This is a genomic window from Paenibacillus sp. JT22N1, from assembly GCF_059692155.1.
The window spans coordinates 51,115-74,221 of the sequence record NZ_JCAUAW010000003.1 but is presented as its reverse complement, the minus strand read 5'-3'; the positions used below and the strand labels follow the sequence as shown (position 1 = coordinate 74,221).

Sequence of the window (23,107 nt, the reverse complement as noted above, 5' to 3'; positions counted from 1 at the left end):
CCTAATATTGTAGGAGGGTTTATGTCAAACGATAAACAGTTTGTTAAAGAGATTACACCACAGGGAGAGGATTTCTCCCGTTGGTACATAGATGTGATCAAGAAAGCTGATTTGATGAGCTATTCGCCAGTGCGCGGCTGTATCGTGTTTAAACCGGATGGCTATGAAATATGGGAAAACATTCAACGTGAGCTCGATAGTAAATTCAAAGAAACGGGTCACCGAAATGCTTATTTCCCTTTGTTTATTCCAGAGAGTTTTTTCCAGAAAGAAAAAGAACACGTGGAAGGCTTTAATCCAGAGCTGCCTTGGGTCACTGAAGCAGGTGGAGAGAAGCTCGAAGAACGTCTAGCTATTCGTCCAACTTCGGAAACGATGATTGGTCACATGTATTCGGAATGGATCAACTCCTATCGTGATCTTCCCCTTTTGATTAATCAATGGGCTAACGTAGTTCGATGGGAGAAGCGCACATTGCCTTTCCTTCGGACTACGGAGTTCTTGTGGCAGGAAGGCCATACCGCTCATGAAGATGAGCAGGATGCTCGCCGTGAAACGATGCAGATGCTGGATGTATACCGTCAATTTGCGGAAAATTTCTTAGCAATTCCTGTTATTGTTGGGCAGAAGACTCCTTCTGAGAAGTTCGCGGGTGCTATCGATACGTTCTCTATCGAGGCGATGATGAAAGATGGGAAAGCAGTGCAAGCTGGCACCTCACACTATCTGGGTACGAACTTTGCAGTCGCTTTCGATATCAAGTTCTTGGACCGTGAAAATCAGCATCAATTTGCTCATACGACTTCATGGGGAGTTAGTACTCGGCTCATCGGTGCACTTATCATGGTTCATGGCGATGATCGTGGGTTGGTATTGCCGCCTAAAGTTGCCCCAACTCAAGTCATCATGATTCCGATTGGTCCTCCAAAAACGCGGGAACAAGTTATTGGACGGGTAGATGAATTGTATGCAGAGCTTAAGAAAGCAGGCGTTCGAGTTAAAGTGGATGACCGAGCTGACCAAAGCCCGGGGTGGAAATTTAATGAATATGAAATGCGCGGTGTACCAATCCGTGTTGAATTAGGTCCTCGTGATATGGAAAATGGACAAGTTGTTCTCGTTTCTCGAGTAAGCGGGGAGAAGAAAACAGTTCAGCAAACAGACTTCGTTCAGGAAATTCAAAATTTACTTGCTGAGATTCATCAGCAGATGTATGATAAAGCGAAGCAGTTCCGTGACGATCATTACATTGCGGTAGATTCTATTGATGAGTTCAAAACATTCTTAGAGACGAAACGCGGATTTGCTTTGGCTGGCTGGTGCGGGTCTAACGTTTGTGAAGACCAAGTGAAGGAAGAGACGGGGGCAACGAGCCGAAATATTCCATTCACACCTTCAGAAACGAAATCAACATGTCTGGTTTGCGGCGATTCTGCTAAACATACGGTCGTTTTTGGCCGAAGTTATTAATTACAATCAAGGGCAAATGGAAGCAACAATTCCATTGCCCTTCGTATTTTTATGGGGAGGCTGTTCATGAGTAATTTGGCTGATAAACGGAATCGCTTTGAGCTTTTGATGCAGCAAGCCGAGATTCCAGCCGATATCGTGCGGTCATTTTTTGCGGAAGGCTACATCGAGCAAGTAGAAATTAGTCGTAAAAATCGCGACTGGACCTTTTATTTGGTGAAAAATGAAATAGTGCCTCAGAATATTTACCGCTCTTTTTGTAAAATGATTCAAGAGAAGTTCGCTCAAATTGCGAAGATTCGTTTTATTTGGAAATATGAGCAAGTAGAACCTGCTGCTTTGGTGGATGAATACTGGAGCCTATTTATGGAGTGGCTGCAGCGTGAAGTAGCATCGATTAATGGTTGGATGTCCAAAGCAAGGTTTGAGGTACAAGGTCATACGCTAACGCTTATAATGTTAGATCAGATTGGGCTTGAACTTGCTAAAAAGAAAAATGTAGATATGTTTATAAGGAACTTTTTTCATAACTTTTTTCAAACAGAATTAACCGTAAAGTATGCGATGAGTGATTCTACCGAGATCGAAGCTGAGTACGAGAAATTTGCGAAGCAGCGCGAGCAAGGCGAGAAGACCATCACCCAAGAGATCATGATGTCCATCGACATGGAAGAAGAAGCATCCTCATTACCAGATACGGATCTCAAGCTTGTCATGGGCTATGATATCAAAGAGGTGCCGACGCCACTCAAGGACATTCAAGAAGAAGAGAAGAAAGTCACGGTTCAGGGTACCGTATTTGGATTAGACGTCAAGGAATTAAGAAATGGAAATACGTTATTTACATTTAACCTGACCGATTTTACAGATTCTTTGGCGATGAAAGTATTTGCGAAAACCAAAGATGATGTGAAAATTATGAGCCTTCTTGCAAATGGAACATGGATTAGAGCGAGAGGGAAGGTCGAGTTCGATCGTTTCATGCAAATTCCTGAACTTGTCATGATTCCAAACGATCTGAACGAAGTTATGGCTCCTAGGGATCGAATGGACGATGCAGCTGAGAAGCGTGTTGAGTTTCATTTACACACGACAATGAGTACCATGGATGCTTTGACACCTATTGATCAATATGTGAAAATGGCCGCTAAATGGGGACATAAAGCCATCGCGGTTACCGATCATAGTAACATTCAATGTTTCCCTGATGCAGGAAAAGCAGCCAAAAAGCACGGGATTAAAGTGATTTATGGTGTGGAAGCAAACGTTGTGAATGACTCTGTTCCTATTGTGATGAATGGTAGAGATATGGATCTGAAGCAAGCAACATATGTGATATTCGACGTAGAGACAACGGGGCTTTCTGTTACCAATAACCGAATTATCGAGCTTGCAGGTGTTAAAATGCAGGACGGTAAAGAAATTGAACGGTTTGCAACGTTCATTAATCCCCACGAGAAAATTCCATATAACATTCAACAATTAACGAACATTAACGATGATATGGTAAAAGATGCGCCTGATATCGAGGATGAGCTTCCTAAGTTTGTTGAGTTTGTTGGTGATTGTGTTCTCGTAGCCCATAATGCACGATTTGATATGGGTTTCCTTCAAGCGAATTTGAAACGTATCGGATTGCCAGAGGTTACGAACACCGTACTGGATACCCTAGAACTTGCTAGATTTTTATTTCCTTCAATGAAAAACCATCGTTTGAATACCTTATCGGATAAATTTAAAGTAGGCTTGGACAACCATCACCGCGCGATTGATGACTCTATTGCCTTAGGTTTCGTTTTATATCATTTAATTAACGAGGCTAATGATCGACAAATAACGAATCTTGCTAAATTAAATGATTATGTAGGAAAAGATTTGTCCAATCAGCGTCCTTTCCATTGTTGTGTTTACGCGCTAAATGCCGTTGGGAAGAAGAACTTATTCAAACTTATATCCTTATCCCATACAACCTATTTGCAACGGTCTGCTACGATTCCCAAAAGTGTTCTAGTAGAGCATAGAGAAGGTCTTCTTATCACCTCTGGCTGTGAAAAAGGGGAATTCTTTGAAGCCGTTCTGAATAAATCAATCGAAGAAGCCGAGCAAGTGGCTGAGTTCTATGACATTCTCGAGATTCAACCTGTGAGCTATAACATGCATCTGGTAGAGAAAGGCCTCGTGGGGAGTATCGAAGATTTAGAAAATGCTGTACGACGTGTTTGTGAAATTGGTTATAAGACTGGCAAACCGGTTATTGCTACAGGGAACGCGCATTATCTGAATCCCCGTGAGAAAGTATGCAGAGATATTGCCATTAATGGAATTACCGGGTTTAGTCCACTTAAAGCCATGAAAAAACCTGATGCTCATTTCCGTACGACCAAAGAGATGCTTGAAGAATTCAAGTTTCTTGGTGAAGAGAAGGCGATTGAAGTTGTTATTCGCAGTACGAATGACCTAGCGGATCGGTTTGAAGTCATTGAGCTTTTCCCTGACAAACTGTTTACACCCATCATTGAAGGTGCCGACGAAGAAATTCGTACCACTTGCTACGATACAGCGAAGAAAATTTATGGTGATGAACTTCCGGAAGTTATCGTGGCACGTTTGGAGAAAGAACTCGTTCCTATTATTAAGTTTGGTTTCTCTGCCAACTATTTGATTTCCGAGCGTCTTGTGAAAAAGTCCAATGCAGATGGTTATCTCGTAGGTTCAAGGGGTTCCGTTGGTTCTTCCGTCGTTGCGATGATGTTAGGCATTTCCGAGGTTAATCCGCTGCCTCCTCATTATATATGTGTATCATGTCAGCATAGTGAGTGGTTCCTGGACGGGAGCGTTCCGAGTGGATTCGATCTTCCGAACAAAGTTTGCCCGAATTGCGGCGGTAATTTAAAAGGTGAAGGTCACGACATTCCCTTTGAGACGTTTCTTGGCTTTAAAGGGGACAAGGTTCCCGATATCGATTTGAACTTCTCTGGCGTTTATCAACCTATTGCGCATAATTTTACGAAAGAAATTTTTGGTGAGAAGAATGTATTCCGGGCGGGTACCATCGGTACTATCGCCGAGAAGACGGCATTCGGATTCGTCAAGAAGTACGAGGAAGAACAAGGCCAGAAGTGGCGAGGTGCTGAAATTAGCCGATTAGCTGCGGGTTGTACAGGTGTGAAGAGAAGTACAGGTCAGCATCCCGGTGGTATTGTCGTAGTACCGGATTATATGGAAGTTGATGATATTACACCCGTACAATACCCAGCAGATGATAAGAATTCGGAATGGAAAACGACCCATTTTGATTATCATGCCTTTGACGCCAATTTGCTGAAACTTGATATTCTCGGACACGACGACCCGACGATGATGCGGATGCTGCAAGATTTAACAGGTATTGATCCAACAACAATTCCAATGAATGATGCGAAAGCGATGAGTATCTTCAACTCGACGGAAGCGATTGGGGTCAGACCGGATCAAATCCGATCTCCAGTAGCCACTTATGGCGTTCCGGAAATGGGAACCAAATTCGTTCGTCAGATGCTTCAGGAAACGCAGCCAAGCTCCTTTGCCGATTTACTGCAAATTTCCGGTTTGTCACATGGAACGGGAGTTTGGTTGGGGAACGCACAAGAGTTAATTAAAAAAGGGATATGCAACATTAAGACCGTTATTGGCTGTCGGGATGATATCATGCTCTTCTTGATTTATAAGGCGGGAATGGATGCAGGTCTTGCTTTCAAAATTACCGAGAGTGTTCGTAAAGGTAAGGGGCTTACAGATGAATGGAAAGATGAGATGAAACGCTGTAATGTGCCAGCTTGGTATATTGAATCCTGTGAACGGATTGAATATATGTTTCCAAAGGCGCATGCTGCTGCTTATGTTATCTCTGCTGTTCGAACAGCTTACTTTAAGGTTTATCATCCGATAGCCTACTATGCGACCTATTTTAGTGTCCGTGCGGCTGACTTTGATCTAGAGCTTCTGTGCCAAGGATATGATGCCATTCTTAAAAAGTTGATTGAGATTGAAGAGAAAGGCTTCCAGGCGCTGCCGAAAGAAAAAGCGATGGTTTCCATTTTGGAGATGTCACTAGAAATGACGTCTCGTGGCTTCAGTTTCAAACCGATCGATATCTATCGTTCGGATGCGACGCGGTTTATTATCGATGGTACGTCACTTATTCCACCATTTGCGGCAATGTCAGGTATTGGAGATAACGCAGCCAAAAATATTGCCGCTGCCAAAGATGAGGGCGACTTCCTTTCCATCGAAGATTTCCAGAATCGATCCAAGGCCTCAAAGACGGTCATAGAGATGCTCAGCTCGATGGGATGTTTCCGCGGACTGCCGGAATCGAATCAATTATCCTTATTCTAAGGCTTCCGAAGTAAGTTTTCTAAAGAAAATTTTTAAGTTGATGCTTACGAAGCCAGTTTTTCTTTGAAAAACTCTTAGCTGTCAAGTGAAAATGATTAACAAGTTTGCTATTGTAATGCAAAGAATGGTTATGGTATAATTTTTATTGGCAATAATGAGGATATCATCTTGTGATTAAAGAGTGGGGAAACCCACTCTTTACATTTTGATATAGGACTTTTCGGAATACGATATGGGAAAGTCAATTTAGGAGGTACATTTATCTGTGGCTACACAAGCGCAAATCAAATCCGTCATTGAGGACATGCTGAAGGATTTCATTGAACAAAATGGATTTGAACTCGTGGATATTGAATATGTCAAAGAGGGCAGCAACTGGTTCCTTCGTGTCTATGCAGACAAGGAAGGCGGAATTGATATAGATGATTGCGGCCGCATCAGTGAATACTTAAGTGTTCAATTGGATGAAAAAGATCCCATCGCTGATGCCTATTTCTTGGAAGTATCTTCACCAGGCGCGGAACGTCCGCTTAAGAAGACTCAAGATTATCACAGGGCTGTGAATAGTCATGTATTTGTTACCACCTATGAACCGATAGACGGTTCCAAGGAATTTGAAGGTTTGCTGCTTTCCTTTGACGAGGAAGAACTCGTTATTGAAATTGGCAAAAAGAAAATAATTATCCCGTTCGCTAAAGTAGCAAGCGCTCGTCTAGCTATCGTTTTTTAGTGACCGTTACTTATTGAAAGGGGGGACTCAGTTCAAATGAACACGGATTTTATCGAAGCGCTGTCGGAAATTGAACGTGAGAAGGGTATCTCAAAGGAGTTACTTATCGATGCGATTGAAGCAGCGATGATTTCAAGTTATAAACGTAATTTCAACACCGCACAGAACGTGCGAGTTGATATCAATCGCCATACTGGCCTCATCAAGGTATATGCCCGTAAAACCGTAACTGAGGAAGTATTAGATCCAAGATTGGAAATTTCACTTCACGCTTCTCGTGAAATTAATCCGAATTACCAATTGGAAGATATCGTTGAAATTGAAGTGACTCCTCGTGATTTCGGACGTATTGCTGCTCAAACTGCCAAACAAGTGGTGACTCAGCGTATTCGTGAAGCCGAGCGTGGCTTAATTTATAATGCTTTTATCGATAAGGAAGAAGATATCGTTACAGGTATCCTTCAACGCCAAGATCAACGTAACATTTATGTGGACTTGGGTAAAGTTGAGGCTGTGCTGCCTTTGACTGAATTGATGCCTACTGATAAGTTCAAACAGGGCGATCGGATTAAAGCGTATATCACGAAAGTGGAAAATACGACGAAAGGACCGCAAATCATTTTATCAAGAACACATCCAGGACTGTTGAAGCGTCTTTTTGAACTGGAAGTGCCTGAAATCTTTGATGGTGTGGTCGAGATTCGTTCGGTAGCGCGTGAAGCCGGTTTCCGATCCAAAATTGCTGTTCATTCTCGCAACGCTGAAGTTGATCCAGTAGGATCCTGTGTAGGTCCTAAAGGATTACGTGTTCAAACGATTGTAAGCGAACTGCGCGGCGAAAAAATAGACATCGTTCGTTGGATGGAAAGCGTGGAAGAATACGTCGCCAATGCGCTTAGCCCTTCCAAAGTGCTTGAAGTGCAAATTCATGAAAATGAAAAAATGGCGCGTGTCATTGTACCTGACTATCAGCTTTCTTTGGCTATTGGAATCAAAGGGCAAAATGCTCGTCTTGCAGCCAAATTGACAGGTTGGAAAATAGACATCAAAAGTGAAACACAAGCCGAACAAGAATATGGCAGAGTGAAAACTTATTCAGAAGAAATGCATCAAGATTCTGTGAGTGTCGATTAAGTTTTTGTTTGGAGCAAGGGGTGATCGGAATGAAGCAGAGAAAAATCCCTCTGAGAAAATGCGTGGCCTGCCAGGAAATGATGCCGAAGAGGGACTTGATCCGCATCGTCAAAACGCCTGAAGATGAAATCCTCATAGATCTTAAAGGGAAAAAGTCTGGGCGCGGTGCCTACCTGTGCGGTAAAGTTTCTTGTTTTAAATTGGCAAAGAAAAGTAAAGCCCTGGATAGAGCATTGAAGCATGCCGTTGGTGCCGATATTTATGACCAATTGGAGCAAGATTTCATTCGTGTTGAAGATGAGTTCCTCTCTTCTAAAGAGGAGGAGTCGGAGGATGAATCCTAAATTTCTATCCCAGTTGGGCTTGGCGATGCGAGCAGGGAAGCTAGTTACCGGTGATGAAGGTGTGTTTAAAGCGATTCGCTCGGGAGAAGCCAAACTTGTCATTATGGCGGAGGATGCATCCGCTAATACACGTAAGAAATTTCAAGACAAATGCCAATTCTATGGGATTAAACTCATGGAAATAGGTACGAAGTATGAATTGGGCCGCAGCATTGGGAAAGAAATGCGTGTCACCATAGGTGTATTGGACGGAGGCTTCGCGCAGATGCTGCAGAAGAGTCAAGATAATCCTGCGGAGGTGAAACATATTGACCAATAAACAAGACAATAAAGATAAGACTCGCGTTTACGAATACGCAAAACAACTCAATATGAGCAGCAAAGAAATTATTACCATCCTCAAACGTCTAAATATTCCCGTTAACAATCATATGAGTGTAATGGAAAATGACGCAGTAAGCAGTGTAGAAAAGTTTTTTCGTGATATTAAAGCCAATGCGGCTGCCAAACGAGCAGCTACGGACGGAGGAAATGTGAGTTCATCTACGACGAATCAGAATCCTGCAACGCAGGCTCCAGCACAAGAGAATAAAGGTGCAGCAACACCGGCTTCGAAGCCAGTTGCTTCAGAACCAACGAACAGCACAACTACAAATGGTGCAGTAACAGCGCCTCAAGGACAATCTACGCCTAATACGGCTAGTCGTCCTACTCAACCTGGGCGCGACCAACGCCCAAGTGGTCAAGGATCATCGCAAGGTGGGCAACGTCCAAACAGTCAAGGCCAAGGTGGACAACGTACAGGTTATCAAGGTTCCAATCCAGGCGGGCAGCGTCCTAGCGGCCAAGGTTCAAGCCAAGGTGGACAACGTACGGGCTATCAAGGTTCCAATCCAGGTGGACAGCGTCCAAGTGGTCAAGGCGGGGGCCAAGGTGGACAACGTACGGGTTATCAAGGTTCCAATCCAGGTGGACAGCGTCCAAGTGGTTCTACTGGCGGCTACAATAGCCAACGTCCTAGCGGCGGTCAAGGCTACAGCCAAGGCCAAGGCCAAGGCGGAGCTCCACGCACGAATAGTAACTATGCAGGTTCCCGTCCAAGTCAGGGGACTGGTGGACCGGGAGCTGGTGGTGGACAAAGCGCAAATAGCGGCCGTCCGCAAAATGCTGGCCCGAACCGCAGTGCTGGTCCAAACCGTCAGTCTAAACCGTTTGATAACCGCAACAATAATCAAAGCGGAAGACCTGTCATTCAAGAAGCGAAGCCGCAGTTCCACGTTGGAGCAACAGCAGCTGAATTGGATGATGCAGCAGCTAAAGCAGGTGTTATTACAACTAAGAAATCCAAACCAACACCTAAGCGTTTTGATGATAACCGTTCCGGCGGTAATCGTGGGCCTGGTGGGCAAAACAGAGGCAATCAACGCGGTAACAATAGAGGCAGATACCAACAGGAAACTGTTAAAAAAGAGAAAATTGACAACACGCCTAAGAAAATCATCGTTCGTGGCAGTATGACCGTTGGTGAAACAGCGAAATTACTTCACAAAGATGCTTCTGAAGTTATTAAAAAGCTTTTGTTCTTGGGTACAATGGCAACAATCAACCAAGAGCTTGATTTGGAAGCTATTCAATTGATTGCATCCGAGTTTGGCGTTGAAGTTGAAATTAAGATTAAAGTCGAAGAAGACAATTTCGAGACTTTCGAGGAAATTGACGATGAGGCAGATCTGATTGAGCGTCCGCCAGTTGTTACGATCATGGGTCACGTCGATCATGGTAAAACAACTTTACTTGATGCTATTCGTAAAACAAGTGTAACCGAGGGTGAAGCAGGCGGTATTACGCAGCACATCGGTGCTTATCAAGTTGAAGTTAACCAAAAGAAAATTACTTTCTTGGATACGCCTGGTCACGAAGCTTTTACAACCATGCGTGCCCGCGGTGCACAAGTAACCGATATTACAATTATCGTTGTTGCTGCTGATGACGGCGTAATGCCACAAACCGTTGAAGCTATTAACCATGCTAAAGCGGCAGGCGTTCCGATCATTGTAGCAGTTAACAAGATTGATAAAGAAGGCGCAAATCCAGATCAAATCAAGCAAGCACTTACTGCTTATGAGTTGGTTCCGGAAGAGTGGGGCGGAGATACGATTTTCTGTGAAATTTCCGCGAAACAACGGATTGGACTTGAAAATCTGCTTGAGATGATTCTGCTTGTTGCGGAAGTCCAAGAGTATAAAGCTAATCCGAACAAACGTGCTAGAGCGACTGTAATCGAAGCCGAGTTGGATAAAGGCCGTGGTCCAGTTGCCAGAATCCTGATTCAACATGGTACATTGAAAGTCGGAGATAGCTTCGTAGCTGGCGTGTGCTTCGGCCGCGTAAGAGCGATGGTGAATGATAAAGGTAAACGTTTGAAAGAAGCGGGTCCTTCAACACCAGTGGAAATCACGGGTCTTACAGAAGTACCACAAGCTGGGGATCCATTCCTTGCTTATGAAGATGAGCGTAAGGCAAGAGACATTGCAGATCGTCGTTCCATTGCACTTCGACAATCCGAGATGACGGCGAACTCACGCGTCACGTTGGATGACCTCTTTAAACACATTAAAGACGGCGAAATCAAAGAGCTGAATGTAATCATCAAAGGTGACGTTCAAGGTTCTGTTGAAGCTCTGAAAAGTTCACTTGAGAAGATCGAAGTGGAAGGCGTTCGCGTTAAAATTCTTCACAACGGTGTTGGTGCTGTTACGGAGTCTGATATTATTCTGGCTTCTGCATCTAATGCGATTATTATCGGTTTCAATGTTCGTCCTGAACCTGCTGCGAAAGCAACAGCAGATCAAGAGAAAGTTGATATCCGTCTGCATAACATTATTTACAATGTAATTGAAGAAATCGAGCAAGCTATGAAGGGCATGCTGGATCCTATCTTTAAAGAAGTTGTACTTGGTCAAGCAGAAGTACGTAATGTGTTCAAAATTACGGGTTCAGGTACAATTGCTGGATGTATGATTATCTCAGGCAAAATTGCTCGTAATGCACAAACACGCTTGATTCGCAGCGGTATTGTCGTGCACGAAGGTAAAATTGACTCCCTGAAACGATTCAAGGATGACCAAAAAGAAGTGGCACAAGGTTATGAGTGTGGTATATCTCTTGAGCGTTATCATGATATTAAAGAGGGCGACATTATTGAAGCCTTCATCATGGAGTCCGTTGAGAGGTGATGACAAATGGCCAGAGTTCGTGTAGGTCGAGTTGGCGAACAAATCAAGAAAGAATTAAGCCAGATCGTTCAGTCCGAATTGAAAGATCCACGTATTGGCTTCTTAACCGTAACTGGTGTAGAGGTAACGAACGATTTATCCTTAGCTCGCGTTTTTCTTAGCGTAATGGGCACAGAAGAAGAGAAAGCTGCAACACTTAAGGCGCTTTCTGTAGGTTCTGGATATATTCGTTCGGAATTAGGCAAACGAATTCGTTTACGTAAGATTCCGGAACTGCAATTTAAGTTCGATGCTTCTATTGATTATGGAAGTCATATCGATAACTTATTGCACAAGCTTAATCAGGAAGGAAATTCAAGCGTATGAGCAGTGGAATGAAACATGCCACCGAATACAGCCAGCAGCTGGCAGCAGCAGCTACGTTTATCGAGCAGCATGATGATTTCCTGGTGGTATCTCACATCCAACCGGATGGGGATGCCGCCAGTTCTACGTATGCAACCGGTTGGATTCTTAAGCAACTGGGAAAATCCTTTACAATGATCAATGAGGGCGCTATGCCCTCTAAATTTTCCTATTTATGGGGAAGTGATCAAGTTCTTGATTATGGCAAAGAAGTTCCAGAAAGACTTTATCAAACCATCATAAGTGTAGATTGTGCTGATTTCTCCAGAATGGGTAGGATCAGCACTCTTTTTGATGACCAAGCACGGCTGCTCAATGTTGATCATCATCCAACGAACGATAAATTTGGTTCGTGTCATTTGATAAAACATGATGCCGCTGCAACTGTTCAAATTTTGTATGATTTAGCCATACATATGAAGCTTGTACCGAATTTGGAGTTTGGTGATTGTATCTACACTGGCTTGCTGACAGACACAGGTGGTTTTCGGTATTCGAATACCTCGCCTGAGGTTATGCAGATTGGAGCAACGCTGTTATCACTTGGTGTTCAGGGATCTGTCATAGCTGAGCAAGTGCTGGAAAGAGTCACTTATTCGCAAATCGTACTTCTGCAGAAAGCTTTATCAACACTTTCATTTGCCAATGATCGTAAATTAGCATGGCTTGCTGTTTCTCTGGCGGATTTAGAGTTAACTGGTGCCTCGAGTGACGATCTGGATGGGCTTGTCAACTATCCGCGTAATGTGGAAGGTGTGGAAGTGGGCATGCTATTTAAAGAGAAAGCGGTCGGTGTAATTAAAGTAAGTCTCCGCTCATCAGGACTTGTTGACGTTGCTGCGATTGCGCAATCACTTGGCGGTGGCGGCCATGTTCGTGCATCAGGCTGTACAATCCAAGGTACGCTTGAGGAAGCAGTAGCCAAAATGGTTCAGGAAGTAGGGAACGAACTCATATGACGTTAGAAGGCATTTTGCCTGTATGGAAACCAGCGGGCTTCACTTCTCATGATGTTGTAGCCAAAGTTAGAGGTATCCTTGGGATCAAACGCATCGGCCACACGGGAACGCTTGACCCGCAAGTAACCGGGGTATTGCCATTATGTATAGGTAGAGCAACTCGAATGGTTGAGTACATTCAGGAGCTGCCTAAGGAATATGAAGCTGAGCTCCGAATTGGTCTTTCTACCGATACGGAAGATATGACGGGTACTGTGTTGGAAGAAGTTCCACAGGTGACTTTGGATGAAATGAGAGTCCGTGAGGTACTTCATTCTTTTGTCGGGGAAATCGAACAGGTTCCACCGATGTTCTCAGCAGTGAAGATTGATGGGAAACGACTCTATGAATTAGCCCGTGAAGGCAAAGAAGTAGAGCGTAAGTCACGTAAAGTGACGATTCATAAGCTAGACATTCTTCATATGGACCTAAAGCAAAAGCATCCAGAGATTCAATTTCGTGCTTCTTGCTCCAAAGGAACCTATATAAGAACCTTGTGTGTGGATATTGGCAAGGCTCTCGGATATCCGGCGGTGATGAAAAGTCTAATACGTACATCTACCGGCAGTATTCGGCAAGAGCAGTGCTTAACATTTGAACAGATTGAACAAATGAAGGTTCAAGGATTACTGCAGGCGCATATGATTCCTATGGATCAGGCGATTTCACATATCCCATTCATTGAACTATCTGCCGGGGAAGCCGTACATGCACTACAGGGGAAGAAAATAGCTATGACTGCGAATCGGACGGCTCATGCAGATGCATCACAAACCATTTTCAGGGCTTATTCGCCTGATGAACGGTTTCTTGGTTTGTATGAATGGAACAGCGCTAGCCAAGTCCTGATCCCAGCCAAAGTTTTCCTCTAATTATAACGTCACGGGACAGGTTAAAATGGGTAGGTGAAATGAACTTATGCGCATAATACCAATATCATATCCCATTAATATGGATGATTTGGACCTAATTGTAGGAGAGCAAGTGGTGGCAATTGGCGATTTCGACGGTGTACATTTGGGACATCAGGAAGTCATCGGACGAGCCCTACGCACGGCTAAGAATCTTGGGCTGAAGGCGGCTATTATGACCTTTCACCCACATCCTAGAGCAGTAATGGGTCAAGATAGATATACGGATCTTATAACTCCGATGAGTAAGAAAATGAAGATGTTTGAATCCCTGGGTGTGAATCATACCTACGTTGTTACTTTTGATGCGTCTTTAATGCGGTTATCCCCGGAACATTTCGTGGATCAAGTATTGGATCGACTTGGTGTTGAAAGTGTCATTTGTGGTTTTGATTTTACGTTTGGTTTTCAAGGTAAAGGTACCCCGGATTCGCTTTGTGAGTTGAGTCATGGGAAATTTTCTGTAGAAGTGGTGAGACCCTTTCATATGGATGGCGAAAAAGTTAGCAGTACACTCATTCGTGAATCATTACAGCAAGGGGACATAGACACAGTTACCAGACTTCTTGGGCGTCCCTATAGTATAAGCGGCATCGTTGTGGATGGAGAGAAGCGTGGGAGAACACTTGGCTTTCCTACCGCTAATATTCAACTGGATGAGTCTTACGTCATCCCTACCAATGGAGTTTATGCGATTAAAGCATCTGTTAAAGGGGAAACCTATAAAGGGGTTATGAATATTGGTGTAAAACCTACCTTCACAACCGGTGAATTGAAGCCCTCATTCGAAGCTCATTTATTTGATTTCTCCGAACAAATTTACGGCGAGCATATGAATGTTGAGCTTATAGCTTTCCTTCGACCAGAGCGGAAATTCTCATCCCTAGACGATTTGGTTACTCAAATTAAACTTGATGTCGAAACGGCCAAGAACAAATTATAACGTTGCAGTTGAAACAAGCGTTTACTTCTACTGTGCGATTATGATATAATGAATAACGTTGCCAAAAGGATCTATACCTTCTGGCATGAACCTTAGCTTGGACATGCGCTATCATCGGCGATTTCTAGGCTAGCGGGGATACAATAGAATTTAGGAGATGAACAATCATGGCATTAACTCAAGAGCGTAAAACACAACTGATTCAAACTCACAAGGTACATGATACCGATACGGGTTCACCTGAGGTACAAGTAGCAATCCTTACAGAAAACATTGTCAACCTGACAAATCATCTGCGGACTCATAAGAAAGATCATCATTCCCGCCGTGGTTTGCTCAAAATGGTTGGTCAACGCCGTAAGCTGCTAGCATACGTGAAGAACAAAGATGTGAGCCGTTACAGTGCTTTGATCGAAAAGCTTGGTTTGCGTCGATAAAACCGACAATGAGAAGCAACCTGTTGCTCCTTTGCTGGGCTTGATAAAGCTTTGGCGAAGAAAAGCAACGAGGTTGCTTTTTCTTGTATTTTTAAAACGGAAAAAGAAGGAAATACTAGACATTACGCAGAAATAGTGGATGACTCCAGCGTTAGGCAATTTTTGAGTACATACGGAGCATAATATTAAAGGGTTTTAAACCTTACTTTCTGTGCATGTTTATCAAACACATATGAATTGAATAGAACAATTCCTTAGGAGGATGTTATGGAGAAAAGAGTACAAATGGAACTTGGCGGCAAACCGTTCATTCTTGAAACGGGAAGACTGGCCAAACAAGCCAATGCAGCTGTAACTGTTCGTTATGGCGATACGGTTGTGCTTAGTACAGTAACTGCTTCAAGCGGACCGAAAGATCTGGATTTCTTTCCGTTAACGGTTAATTATGAAGAAAGATTGTATTCGGTTGGTAAAATTCCAGGTGGTTTTATTAAACGTGAAGGACGTCCAAGTGAGAAAGCAATCCTAGCGAGCCGTTTAACGGATCGTCCGATTCGCCCTCTTTTCCCTGAAGGCTTCCGTAATGACGTGCAAATCGTTTCTATAGTAATGAGCGTAGACCAAGAGTGTCCGCCAGAAATGGCAGCAATGATTGGTACTTCTGCTGCACTAGCAATCTCTGACGTTCCTTTCAATGGTCCTGTTGGTGGCGTGATTGTTGGACGAGTAGATGGGCAATTCGTTATTAATCCGACGGGTGAGACAGCAGAGAAAAGTGATCTTCACTTGACAGTTGCCGGCACCAAAGATGCGATAATGATGGTAGAAGCTGGTGCGAACGAAGTTTCAGAGGAAGTTGTACTCGAAGCTATCATGTTTGGACACGATGAAATCCGTAAGATTGTTGCAGTGATTGAAGAATTAGTTGAACAAGCGGGTAAACCGAAAATGGAGGTCAAACTTCATACGGTTGATGCCGAGGTAAATCGTGCTGTTCGTGAATTTGCTCAAGCTAGACTAGTTGATGCGATTAAAATTCCTGAGAAGCATGCTAGACAAGAAGCAATCGATGTTGTGAATGCCGAAGCTGTGGAACATTTTACAGCCTTGTATGCAGAAACTCCTGGCTTACTAGGTGATGTGAAAGAAACGCTTTATGATATCGTTAAAGAAGAAGTACGTCGTTTGATCACACATGATAAAGTGAGACCAGATGGACGTAAACCAGAAGAAATTCGTCCAATTGATTGTGATATTGATTTGTTACCGCGTACTCACGGTTCAGGCTTGTTCACACGTGGACAAACACAAGCTCTTAGTATCTGTACATTAGGCGCTTTAGGCGATGTTCAAATATTGGATGGTTTGGACCTTACAGAAACCAAACGTTTCATGCATCACTATAATTTCCCTCCGTTTTCCGTTGGGGAAGCAAGACCGCTTCGTCCACCGGGTCGTCGTGAAATCGGACATGGTGCATTAGGAGAGAGAGCTCTTGAGCCGATCATCCCTAATGAAGTTGAATTCCCTTACACAATTCGTCTTGTATCTGAAGTATTGGAATCGAACGGTTCAACATCCCAAGCTAGTATTTGTGCAAGCACACTTGCTCTTATGGATGCTGGTGTTCCGATTAAAGCTCCGGTTGCTGGTATTGCAATGGGTCTGATCAAAGACGGAGATCATTTCTCCATTTTATCCGATATTCAGGGTATGGAAGATCATCTTGGCGATATGGACTTTAAAGTTGCGGGAACGGCTGAAGGTATTACAGCCCTGCAAATGGATATCAAGATCGATGGGATTGATCGCAGCATTCTGCAGCAATCTTTGCAGCAAGCCAAAGAAGGCCGTTTGCACATTTTAGGTAAAATGGTATCTCGTATTTCTGAGCCTAAGAAGACTCTTTCCAAATACGCGCCTAAGATTCTTACGATGAACATCAACCCGGACAAAATCCGTGATGTCATTGGTGCCGGTGGTAAAATCATCAATAAAATTATTGAAGAAACTGGCGTGAAAATTGATATCGAACAAGATGGCCGTGTATTCATCGCATCATCCAACCAAGAGATGAACGAAAAAGCACGTTCTATTATCGAAGGCATCGTACGCGAGGTTATTGTGGGTGAAACTTACTTGGGTACCGTAAAACGCGTTGAGAAATTCGGAGCATTCGTAGAAATTTTACCTGGTAAAGAAGGTTTGGTTCATATTTCACAAATCTCCACAGAGCGTGTAGCGAAAGTGGAAGATGTAGTGAACATTGGCGATCAAATCACCGTCAAAGTTACCGAAATTGACCAACAAGGAAGAGTTAATCTTTCTCGCAAAGCGACATTAACTTCGCAAGTCCCGGCTCAAACTTAAGCCGCGTGACTTGTGAAGTCCCTTTTAAATAGTTTTGGATAAAGAGTCAGATCAATCTGTCTCTTTTTTGCTTTTTAGACATACCTGGACATGCCTCGTTCTACTCTTGTCCTTTCCTGCATAAAATCAGGAGATAAGAAAGGGGGATCTGTGTATGCTCCACAAAAAATGGCTTCTTCTTGGAAGTTTTTTTGCTATGGTTTTGCTTACATTGGATGCAATCCCTAGCGTAGGAACTTACATCAATGCAGTGAAGAATAATCAAATTACGTATCTAGCAGATAATAATTGGAGGGATGAAGAAGCGCTCCCTGTCTTTGCCTCTTCCACTATTAATTCAACTGAACTTAAGAAGTCAAAGCAAAGTATTTTACTAGAAACGATTATGAAAGAAGCTGAGAAACGAAAGATTGCCCCCATTAATGCTAAAATTGATCCCGTTTGGAAAGCTATTCCCGGTTACAATGGATTAGAAGTCGATATTGAGGAGACGCTCAAGCTAGCAGAGCATCACTTAACGCCGAATAAAATCAATTATGTAATGAAAGAAGTGCAGCCTAGTATTCAATTGAACGATCTCGGTCCGAATCCGATATATAAAGGGAATCCCAAGAAGCCAATGGTTTCTTTCATGATCAATGTTGCTTGGGGAAATGAGTATTTGCCTAGTATGCTAGACACTCTCCGCAAAGAAAATGTACATGCGACTTTCTTTTTGGATGGCTCGTGGTTGAAGAAGAACGTAGAAATGGCCAAAAAGATCCAAAGCGAAGGGCATGAATTGTCTAATCACGCTTATTCGCACAAGGATATGAGAAGTATAACGCGAAGTAAAGCTGTTGAGGAAATTTCTAAAACAGAGGATCTGTTGAAGCAGCAGCTTGGTGTAAAGAACATGCTGTTTGCGCCTCCTTCGGGTTATTTTAACCAAGAAACGGTTCAAGTAGCATCGGAGTTCAGTCTGCAAACTGTACTTTGGACTTTCGATACGGTAGATTGGAAAAATCCAGGGTCTGAGCGAATCCTTCAACGGTTATCGACAAGTGTCGAGCCTGGATCACTTATTTTGATGCATCCAACGATCTCATCCAAGGAAGCACTGCAAGGTATGATTCGTATCATTAAAAATAAAGGATTGACGGTTGGCACCGTATCTGAGCTTTTATCCTCTAAACGTGTTGCTGAACCGGGTCAAATCGCGAATTAATTGGTGAATCAGCTGCAAAGTTGAGTCGTTGGCACATTTTTGTTAGACTGAGTAAGTATAATTGGGGAAAAGGACTTTAGGTGCTACAATTCGAGGAGGAACCTTGGTGATCAAATATCGCTTACATAATGGCTTGAGAGTTGTCATGGAACAAATTCCTACGTTTCGATCGGTAACGTTCGGGATCTGGGTGAAGACGGGCTCGCGTAATGAGTCTCAAGATAATAACGGCATTTCGCATTTTATTGAACACATGTTGTTCAAGGGGACAGAGCGCCATACAGCCAAAGATATCGCGGAGATATTTGATGGAATCGGAGGAAATGTGAATGCATTCACCTCCAAAGAGTACACATGCTATTATGCAAAGGTTCTCGATGATCATTTGCCTCTTGCCATGGATATGCTTTCGGACATGTTTTTCCATTCTGCATTTGATGAGAGTGAGTTAGAAAAAGAGAAGAACGTCATTTATGAAGAGATCTCTATGTATGAAGATACACCGGATGATTTGGTTCATGACTTATTGGCCAAAGCTTCTTATGGCTCACATTCGCTGGGGTATACGATCCTCGGAACCCAGGATAATTTATCGAAAATGAAATCCGAAGATCTGCGTAACTATATGAAGCAATATTATAATACCGAAAATACAGTTCTTAGTATTGCTGGCAATATTGATGATAGCGTGCGCGAGCTTATTGAGAAGCATTTCGGTGAATTCGCTCAAACGGGCGTGGAAACAAGTTATGACGCACCGAATTTCCTTGGAGAACTGATTTTCCATGCGAAAAAAACGGAGCAAAATCACATCTGTCTATCGCTTCCAGGTCTTTCGCTTCAAGAAGAGAATCTATATCCAATGGTATTGCTCAATAATGCCATTGGCGGTGGAATGAGTTCTAGATTGTTCCAGGAGATTCGCGAGAAACGGGGGCTTGCTTATTCCGTTTATTCGTACCATTCTTCGCATATCGACAGCGGCATGTTCACGATTTATACAGGCACAGCACCGAAGCAGACGGAAGAAGTGCTCAAAGTGACTATGGAGCTGCTGCATGATATTGCGGTGAATGGAATGACGGATTCTGAACTAAAGAAAGGAAAAGAGCAGCTGAAAGGCAGCTTAATCCTTAGTTTGGAGAGTACCAGCAGCCGTATGAACCGATTCGGGAAAAATGAGCTGATGACTGGTAAGCATTACAGTCTCGACGAAATGATCGAGCGAATTGAAAGCGTTCAGATGGAGAACATTCGTCAATTGACGAAAACGCTATTCGGGGCACCTTTTGCTCTGTCTATGGTGGGAAATTCGGATGATGTAATTAACGGCTTCAGGAGGGATCAGCTTGTCTCTCTATAACTTTGATGTTCAAATTAAACGGGTATCCGGACAGGAGGATATCCTTCTACCTCAGAAAATGTCCGCCGCAGCCAGTGGCTTTGACCTTCATGCTGCTGTGAGCGTGCCGATAGTGCTAGGTCCAGGTGAGCGTCAACTCATCCCGACAGGCTTTGCATTAAGTATGCCGCCTGAGCTTGAAGCTCAGATCCGGCCGAGGAGCGGGCTTGCCTACAAGCATGGCATTACAACACTGAATTCACCGGGAACGATTGATGCCGACTACCGCGGGGAAGTAAAAGTTCTGCTAATTAACCATGGGCAGGAGCCTTTCACCATTCAGCGGAATGAGCGAATTGCGCAGATGGTTTTCCAGCTTGTGCCACAGATTGAGCTCAATGAGGTTTCGGAATTAACGGAGACGGAGCGAGGATCAGGCGGTTTTGGCCATACTGGACGGTAAAAGACCTATTTCATACGTAAGCATAAATGTCAGAACCCCTTCTAATTGAAGGGGTTCTTTTTGTTTTCCAAGGAACTGAGCACGGAAAGTCACCCATCCTTAGGCGAACGCATACTATAACGTATCGAAACGGACCGAGAAAGGGGTGTAAGAATGCTCACTGGGATATCGGTTGCTATTATGGGTGGAGACGCCCGGCAGCTTGAAGTAATTCAGAAATTTACTGAACTTGATGCTACGGTGACATTAATCGGCTTTGACAATTTAGGGAGGCAATTTAGCGGTGTTTCCAATGCTAGACTCGATCCCGTGTTGTTTCAAACCGTAGATGTACTTATTTTACCTGCAGTAGGTACGGATGATTCGGGACAAGTGGAATCTATATTCTCGAGTGAAGAAATGAGACTGACAGACGATCTTATGTCTTCAATGCCAAAGCACGCCAAAGTGTATACAGGAATGGCCAAAAGCTTTCTGAAAAAGCTTTGTGCAGCAAATGGGATTGAGGTAGTGGAGCTATTCGAGCGTGATGATATAGCGATTTATAACTCCATTCCGACAGCCGAGGGAGCGCTTATGATGGCGATCCAGAACACCGATATTACCATCCATGGTTCAGTTAGTATGGTTTTAGGTTTTGGTCGTACAGGTTTTACAATGGCCAAAACGTTGCAGGGATTAGGGGCAACCGTGAAGGTTGGCGTGAGGAAACCGGAGCATTTTGCAAGGGCGTGGGAGATGGGTTTTCAGCCTTTTTATACTAAGGACCTGTACCCGGAAGTGGGGAATATTGACTTGCTTTTTAATACAATTCCGACTATGATAGTCACAGCGCAAGTTATTACTAATATCCCACATCGCGCGCTCATCATCGATTTGGCTTCTAAACCCGGCGGAACGGACTTCCGATTTGCCGAGAAAAGAGGCATCAAAGCGTTGCTAGCGCCCGGTTTACCTGGCATCGTCGCCCCCAAAACAGCTGGCCGCATCATGGCAAACACACTCAGTCAGCTGATCGAGGAAGACTTCAAAGACAGGAGCGATGTGGAATGAATTGGCAAGGGAAAACAGTCGGATATGCTTTAACTGGTTCTCACTGTACGTTGGAAGAAGTCATGCCGCAGATTAAGAGATTTGTAGATGCAGGTGCACGTGTCATTCCGATTGTATCGAATACAGTCATGACCACCGACACACGTTTTGGCAAATCAGATGATTGGCAGCAACAGATAAAGGATATAACAGGGAACGAAATTATATCTACTATTGTAGCCGCAGAGCCTCTAGGTCCATCCAAGCTGCTTGATGTGATGGTTATTGCGCCATGCACAGGGAACACGACTAGCAAGCTAGCAAACGCGATGACAGAGAGTCCAGTACTTATGGCTGCAAAAGCACAAATGAGAAATTTGCGGCCGCTAGTTTTAGCGATTTCGACCAATGATGGGCTGGGTTTGAACGCGATGAATATCGCAAAGCTTCTCATTACCAAAAACATTTATTTTGTGCCCTATGGTCAAGATGCACCTGGAGCGAAGCCAAATTCGTTGGTAGCTCGGATGGACTTGATTATGGAAGCCTGCGAAGCTGCTCTTGAAGGTAAGCAATTGCAGCCCATGATTATTGAGAGATTTCTATACTAATTCATATATAACATCTTGAAGGGGAGAGTCCAGCTCATGTCGAACCAGAAGCTTTTTAACGTTGCAGTCGTAGGCGCTACAGGCGCAGTAGGAGAACAAATAATCCGTCTATTGGAAGAACGGAATTTCCCCATCAAGGAATTGAAATTACTATCTTCCGCTCGTTCAGCGGGCGTAAAGCTTTCTTTTAAAGGTCAAGAAGTAACCGTTCAAGAAGCGACATCAGAAAGCTTCGAAGGCATTGATATTGCTTTATTTAGTGCTGGAGGCGATGTTACGAAGGCATTAGCTCCTCACGCGGTTAAGGCGGGTACGATCTGTATCGATAATACGAGTGCATACCGCATGGATCCTGAAACACCACTTGTGGTACCTGAGGTAAACGTTGAGAAAATTAACGAGCATAAAGGTATTATTGCCAATCCGAATTGTTCCACGATTCAAATGGTAGCTGCACTTAAGCCTCTATATGACCGTTATGGGATTTCCCGTATCATCGTATCTACGTACCAAGCTGTTTCTGGAGCAGGCGCTAAAGCGATTAACGAAATGTTGAGACAATCGAAAGAAGTGCTTGAAGGAAATGATGCGAATCCGGATATTTTGCCGGTTGGTTCTTTGCCAGTGAAACATCAGATCGCCTTCAATGCGATTCCGCAAATCGATAAGTTCCTCGATAACGGTTTTACGAATGAAGAAATGAAAATGATTCTTGAGACGAAAAAAATTATGGGCGATGAGTCCATTGAAGTTACAGCTACATGTGTCCGTATTCCGGTTGTTTATGGTCATTCTGAGTCTGTCTATGTTGAATTAAAAGAAGATTTCGACGTAGAAGAAGTGAAGACGTTACTTGCTAATGCCCCTGGTATTGTTCTTGTTGATAATCCGGCTGAGCAGCAATATCCACTTGCTACAGATGCAGCGGGTAAACTGGAAACTTTCGTTGGTCGTGTACGCCGTGATTTGAGCAATCCAAAAGCGCTAAATATGTGGATTGTTTCTGACAACCTACTTAAAGGCGCTGCATGGAATGCTGTACAAATTGCTGAATATATTGCTATAGAACAATAATCAGCAAGTATGACTGCCGTAAT

The 23,107-nt window shown here is 43.6% G+C and carries 19 protein-coding genes; all 19 read left to right on the top strand.

The window, feature by feature from the left end:
* Nucleotides 1-21 precede the first annotated feature (21 nt).
* The 19 genes from proS (at nt 22) to AC58UU_RS06510 (ending at nt 23,084) form a co-directional block, all read left to right on the top strand.
* The gene (proS, locus tag AC58UU_RS06600; RefSeq protein ID WP_497314119.1) at nt 22-1,470 is read left to right on the top strand and encodes a proline--tRNA ligase; all 1,449 of its coding nucleotides are present in this window, start codon (nt 22-24) and stop codon (nt 1,468-1,470) included.
* A 66-nt stretch (nt 1,471-1,536) separates the two neighbouring features.
* On the top strand, nt 1,537-5,847 hold the full coding sequence (locus AC58UU_RS06595; protein WP_497314117.1) for a PolC-type DNA polymerase III: 4,311 nt from the start codon (nt 1,537-1,539) through the stop codon (nt 5,845-5,847).
* 265 nt (nt 5,848-6,112) lie between these two features.
* Nucleotides 6,113-6,577, top strand: a complete 465-nt coding sequence (rimP, locus tag AC58UU_RS06590; protein ID WP_497314115.1) for a ribosome maturation factor RimP — start codon at nt 6,113-6,115, stop codon at nt 6,575-6,577.
* Nucleotides 6,578-6,613: 36 nt separating this feature from the next.
* Nucleotides 6,614-7,711 (top strand): transcription termination factor NusA, encoded by a 1,098-nt coding sequence (gene nusA / locus AC58UU_RS06585; protein ID WP_047672911.1) that lies wholly within the window; start codon nt 6,614-6,616, stop codon nt 7,709-7,711.
* A 29-nt stretch (nt 7,712-7,740) separates the two neighbouring features.
* A complete protein-coding gene (gene rnpM, locus AC58UU_RS06580; RefSeq protein WP_029195245.1) occupies nt 7,741-8,055 on the top strand; it encodes an RNase P modulator RnpM in 315 nt (104 codons plus the stop codon).
* The gene (locus AC58UU_RS06575; protein ID WP_171648885.1) at nt 8,045-8,374 is read left to right on the top strand and encodes a L7Ae/L30e/S12e/Gadd45 family ribosomal protein; all 330 of its coding nucleotides are present in this window, start codon (nt 8,045-8,047) and stop codon (nt 8,372-8,374) included. The genes rnpM and AC58UU_RS06575 overlap by 11 nt, the downstream gene beginning before the upstream one ends.
* Nucleotides 8,364-11,291 (top strand): translation initiation factor IF-2, encoded by a 2,928-nt coding sequence (infB, locus tag AC58UU_RS06570; protein WP_497314112.1) that lies wholly within the window; start codon nt 8,364-8,366, stop codon nt 11,289-11,291. Before AC58UU_RS06575 ends, infB begins: the two co-directional genes overlap by 11 nt.
* A 6-nt stretch (nt 11,292-11,297) precedes the next feature.
* Entirely contained in the window at nt 11,298-11,657 is a 360-nt protein-coding gene (gene rbfA, locus AC58UU_RS06565) for a 30S ribosome-binding factor RbfA (RefSeq protein WP_057301522.1), read from the top strand.
* Nucleotides 11,658-11,665: 8 nt separating this feature from the next.
* Nucleotides 11,666-12,655 carry a DHH family phosphoesterase gene (locus AC58UU_RS06560; protein WP_497314110.1) on the top strand — a complete coding sequence of 330 codons (990 nt, stop codon included), beginning with the start codon at nt 11,666-11,668 and terminating at the stop codon, nt 12,653-12,655.
* Entirely contained in the window at nt 12,652-13,566 is a 915-nt protein-coding gene (gene truB / locus AC58UU_RS06555) for a tRNA pseudouridine(55) synthase TruB (protein WP_497314108.1), read from the top strand. The genes AC58UU_RS06560 and truB overlap by 4 nt, the downstream gene beginning before the upstream one ends.
* Before the next feature lie 46 nt (nt 13,567-13,612).
* Entirely contained in the window at nt 13,613-14,548 is a 936-nt protein-coding gene (locus AC58UU_RS06550) for a bifunctional riboflavin kinase/FAD synthetase (protein WP_497314106.1), read from the top strand.
* A 167-nt stretch (nt 14,549-14,715) separates the two neighbouring features.
* Nucleotides 14,716-14,985, top strand: a complete 270-nt coding sequence (gene rpsO, locus AC58UU_RS06545) for a 30S ribosomal protein S15 (protein WP_029195252.1) — start codon at nt 14,716-14,718, stop codon at nt 14,983-14,985.
* A 267-nt stretch (nt 14,986-15,252) separates the two neighbouring features.
* On the top strand, nt 15,253-17,355 hold the full coding sequence (locus AC58UU_RS06540) for a polyribonucleotide nucleotidyltransferase (protein WP_497314103.1): 2,103 nt from the start codon (nt 15,253-15,255) through the stop codon (nt 17,353-17,355).
* 154 nt (nt 17,356-17,509) lie between these two features.
* Nucleotides 17,510-18,562 carry a polysaccharide deacetylase family protein gene (locus AC58UU_RS06535; RefSeq protein WP_497314101.1) on the top strand — a complete coding sequence of 351 codons (1,053 nt, stop codon included), beginning with the start codon at nt 17,510-17,512 and terminating at the stop codon, nt 18,560-18,562.
* Nucleotides 18,563-18,668: 106 nt separating this feature from the next.
* Nucleotides 18,669-19,925: a M16 family metallopeptidase gene (locus AC58UU_RS06530; RefSeq protein ID WP_497314099.1), complete on the top strand. Its 1,257-nt coding sequence runs from the start codon at nt 18,669-18,671 to the stop codon at nt 19,923-19,925.
* Complete coding sequence (gene dut, locus AC58UU_RS06525) at nt 19,912-20,367, top strand: dUTP diphosphatase (protein ID WP_497314097.1); 456 nt, start codon at nt 19,912-19,914, stop codon at nt 20,365-20,367. The genes AC58UU_RS06530 and dut overlap by 14 nt, the downstream gene beginning before the upstream one ends.
* Nucleotides 20,368-20,520: 153 nt before the next feature.
* Nucleotides 20,521-21,420 carry a dipicolinate synthase subunit DpsA gene (gene dpsA, locus AC58UU_RS06520; RefSeq protein ID WP_497314095.1) on the top strand — a complete coding sequence of 300 codons (900 nt, stop codon included), beginning with the start codon at nt 20,521-20,523 and terminating at the stop codon, nt 21,418-21,420.
* Nucleotides 21,417-22,010 (top strand): dipicolinate synthase subunit B, encoded by a 594-nt coding sequence (locus tag AC58UU_RS06515; protein WP_171648901.1) that lies wholly within the window; start codon nt 21,417-21,419, stop codon nt 22,008-22,010. Before dpsA ends, AC58UU_RS06515 begins: the two co-directional genes overlap by 4 nt.
* Nucleotides 22,011-22,046: 36 nt before the next feature.
* Nucleotides 22,047-23,084: an aspartate-semialdehyde dehydrogenase gene (locus AC58UU_RS06510; protein ID WP_497314093.1), complete on the top strand. Its 1,038-nt coding sequence runs from the start codon at nt 22,047-22,049 to the stop codon at nt 23,082-23,084.
* The last annotated feature ends 23 nt before the right edge of the window (nt 23,085-23,107 follow it).

Bases quoted from the DNA above. Each gene is read 5' to 3' on its own strand.
- proS (WP_497314119.1), top strand. From the start codon at position 22: ATGTCAAACGATAAACAGTTTGTTAAAGAGATTACACCACAGGGAGAG.
- AC58UU_RS06595 (WP_497314117.1), top strand. From the start codon at position 1,537: ATGAGTAATTTGGCTGATAAACGGAATCGCTTTGAGCTTTTGATGCAG.
- nusA (WP_047672911.1), top strand. From the start codon at position 6,614: ATGAACACGGATTTTATCGAAGCGCTGTCGGAAATTGAACGTGAGAAG.
- rnpM (WP_029195245.1), top strand. From the start codon at position 7,741: ATGAAGCAGAGAAAAATCCCTCTGAGAAAATGCGTGGCCTGCCAGGAA.
- AC58UU_RS06575 (WP_171648885.1), top strand. From the start codon at position 8,045: ATGAATCCTAAATTTCTATCCCAGTTGGGCTTGGCGATGCGAGCAGGG.
- rbfA (WP_057301522.1), top strand. From the start codon at position 11,298: ATGGCCAGAGTTCGTGTAGGTCGAGTTGGCGAACAAATCAAGAAAGAA.
- AC58UU_RS06560 (WP_497314110.1), top strand. From the start codon at position 11,666: ATGAAACATGCCACCGAATACAGCCAGCAGCTGGCAGCAGCAGCTACG.
- truB (WP_497314108.1), top strand. From the start codon at position 12,652: ATGACGTTAGAAGGCATTTTGCCTGTATGGAAACCAGCGGGCTTCACT.
- AC58UU_RS06550 (WP_497314106.1), top strand. From the start codon at position 13,613: ATGCGCATAATACCAATATCATATCCCATTAATATGGATGATTTGGAC.
- rpsO (WP_029195252.1), top strand. From the start codon at position 14,716: ATGGCATTAACTCAAGAGCGTAAAACACAACTGATTCAAACTCACAAG.
- AC58UU_RS06540 (WP_497314103.1), top strand. From the start codon at position 15,253: ATGGAGAAAAGAGTACAAATGGAACTTGGCGGCAAACCGTTCATTCTT.
- AC58UU_RS06535 (WP_497314101.1), top strand. From the start codon at position 17,510: ATGCTCCACAAAAAATGGCTTCTTCTTGGAAGTTTTTTTGCTATGGTT.
- dpsA (WP_497314095.1), top strand. From the start codon at position 20,521: ATGCTCACTGGGATATCGGTTGCTATTATGGGTGGAGACGCCCGGCAG.
- AC58UU_RS06515 (WP_171648901.1), top strand. From the start codon at position 21,417: ATGAATTGGCAAGGGAAAACAGTCGGATATGCTTTAACTGGTTCTCAC.
- AC58UU_RS06510 (WP_497314093.1), top strand. From the start codon at position 22,047: ATGTCGAACCAGAAGCTTTTTAACGTTGCAGTCGTAGGCGCTACAGGC.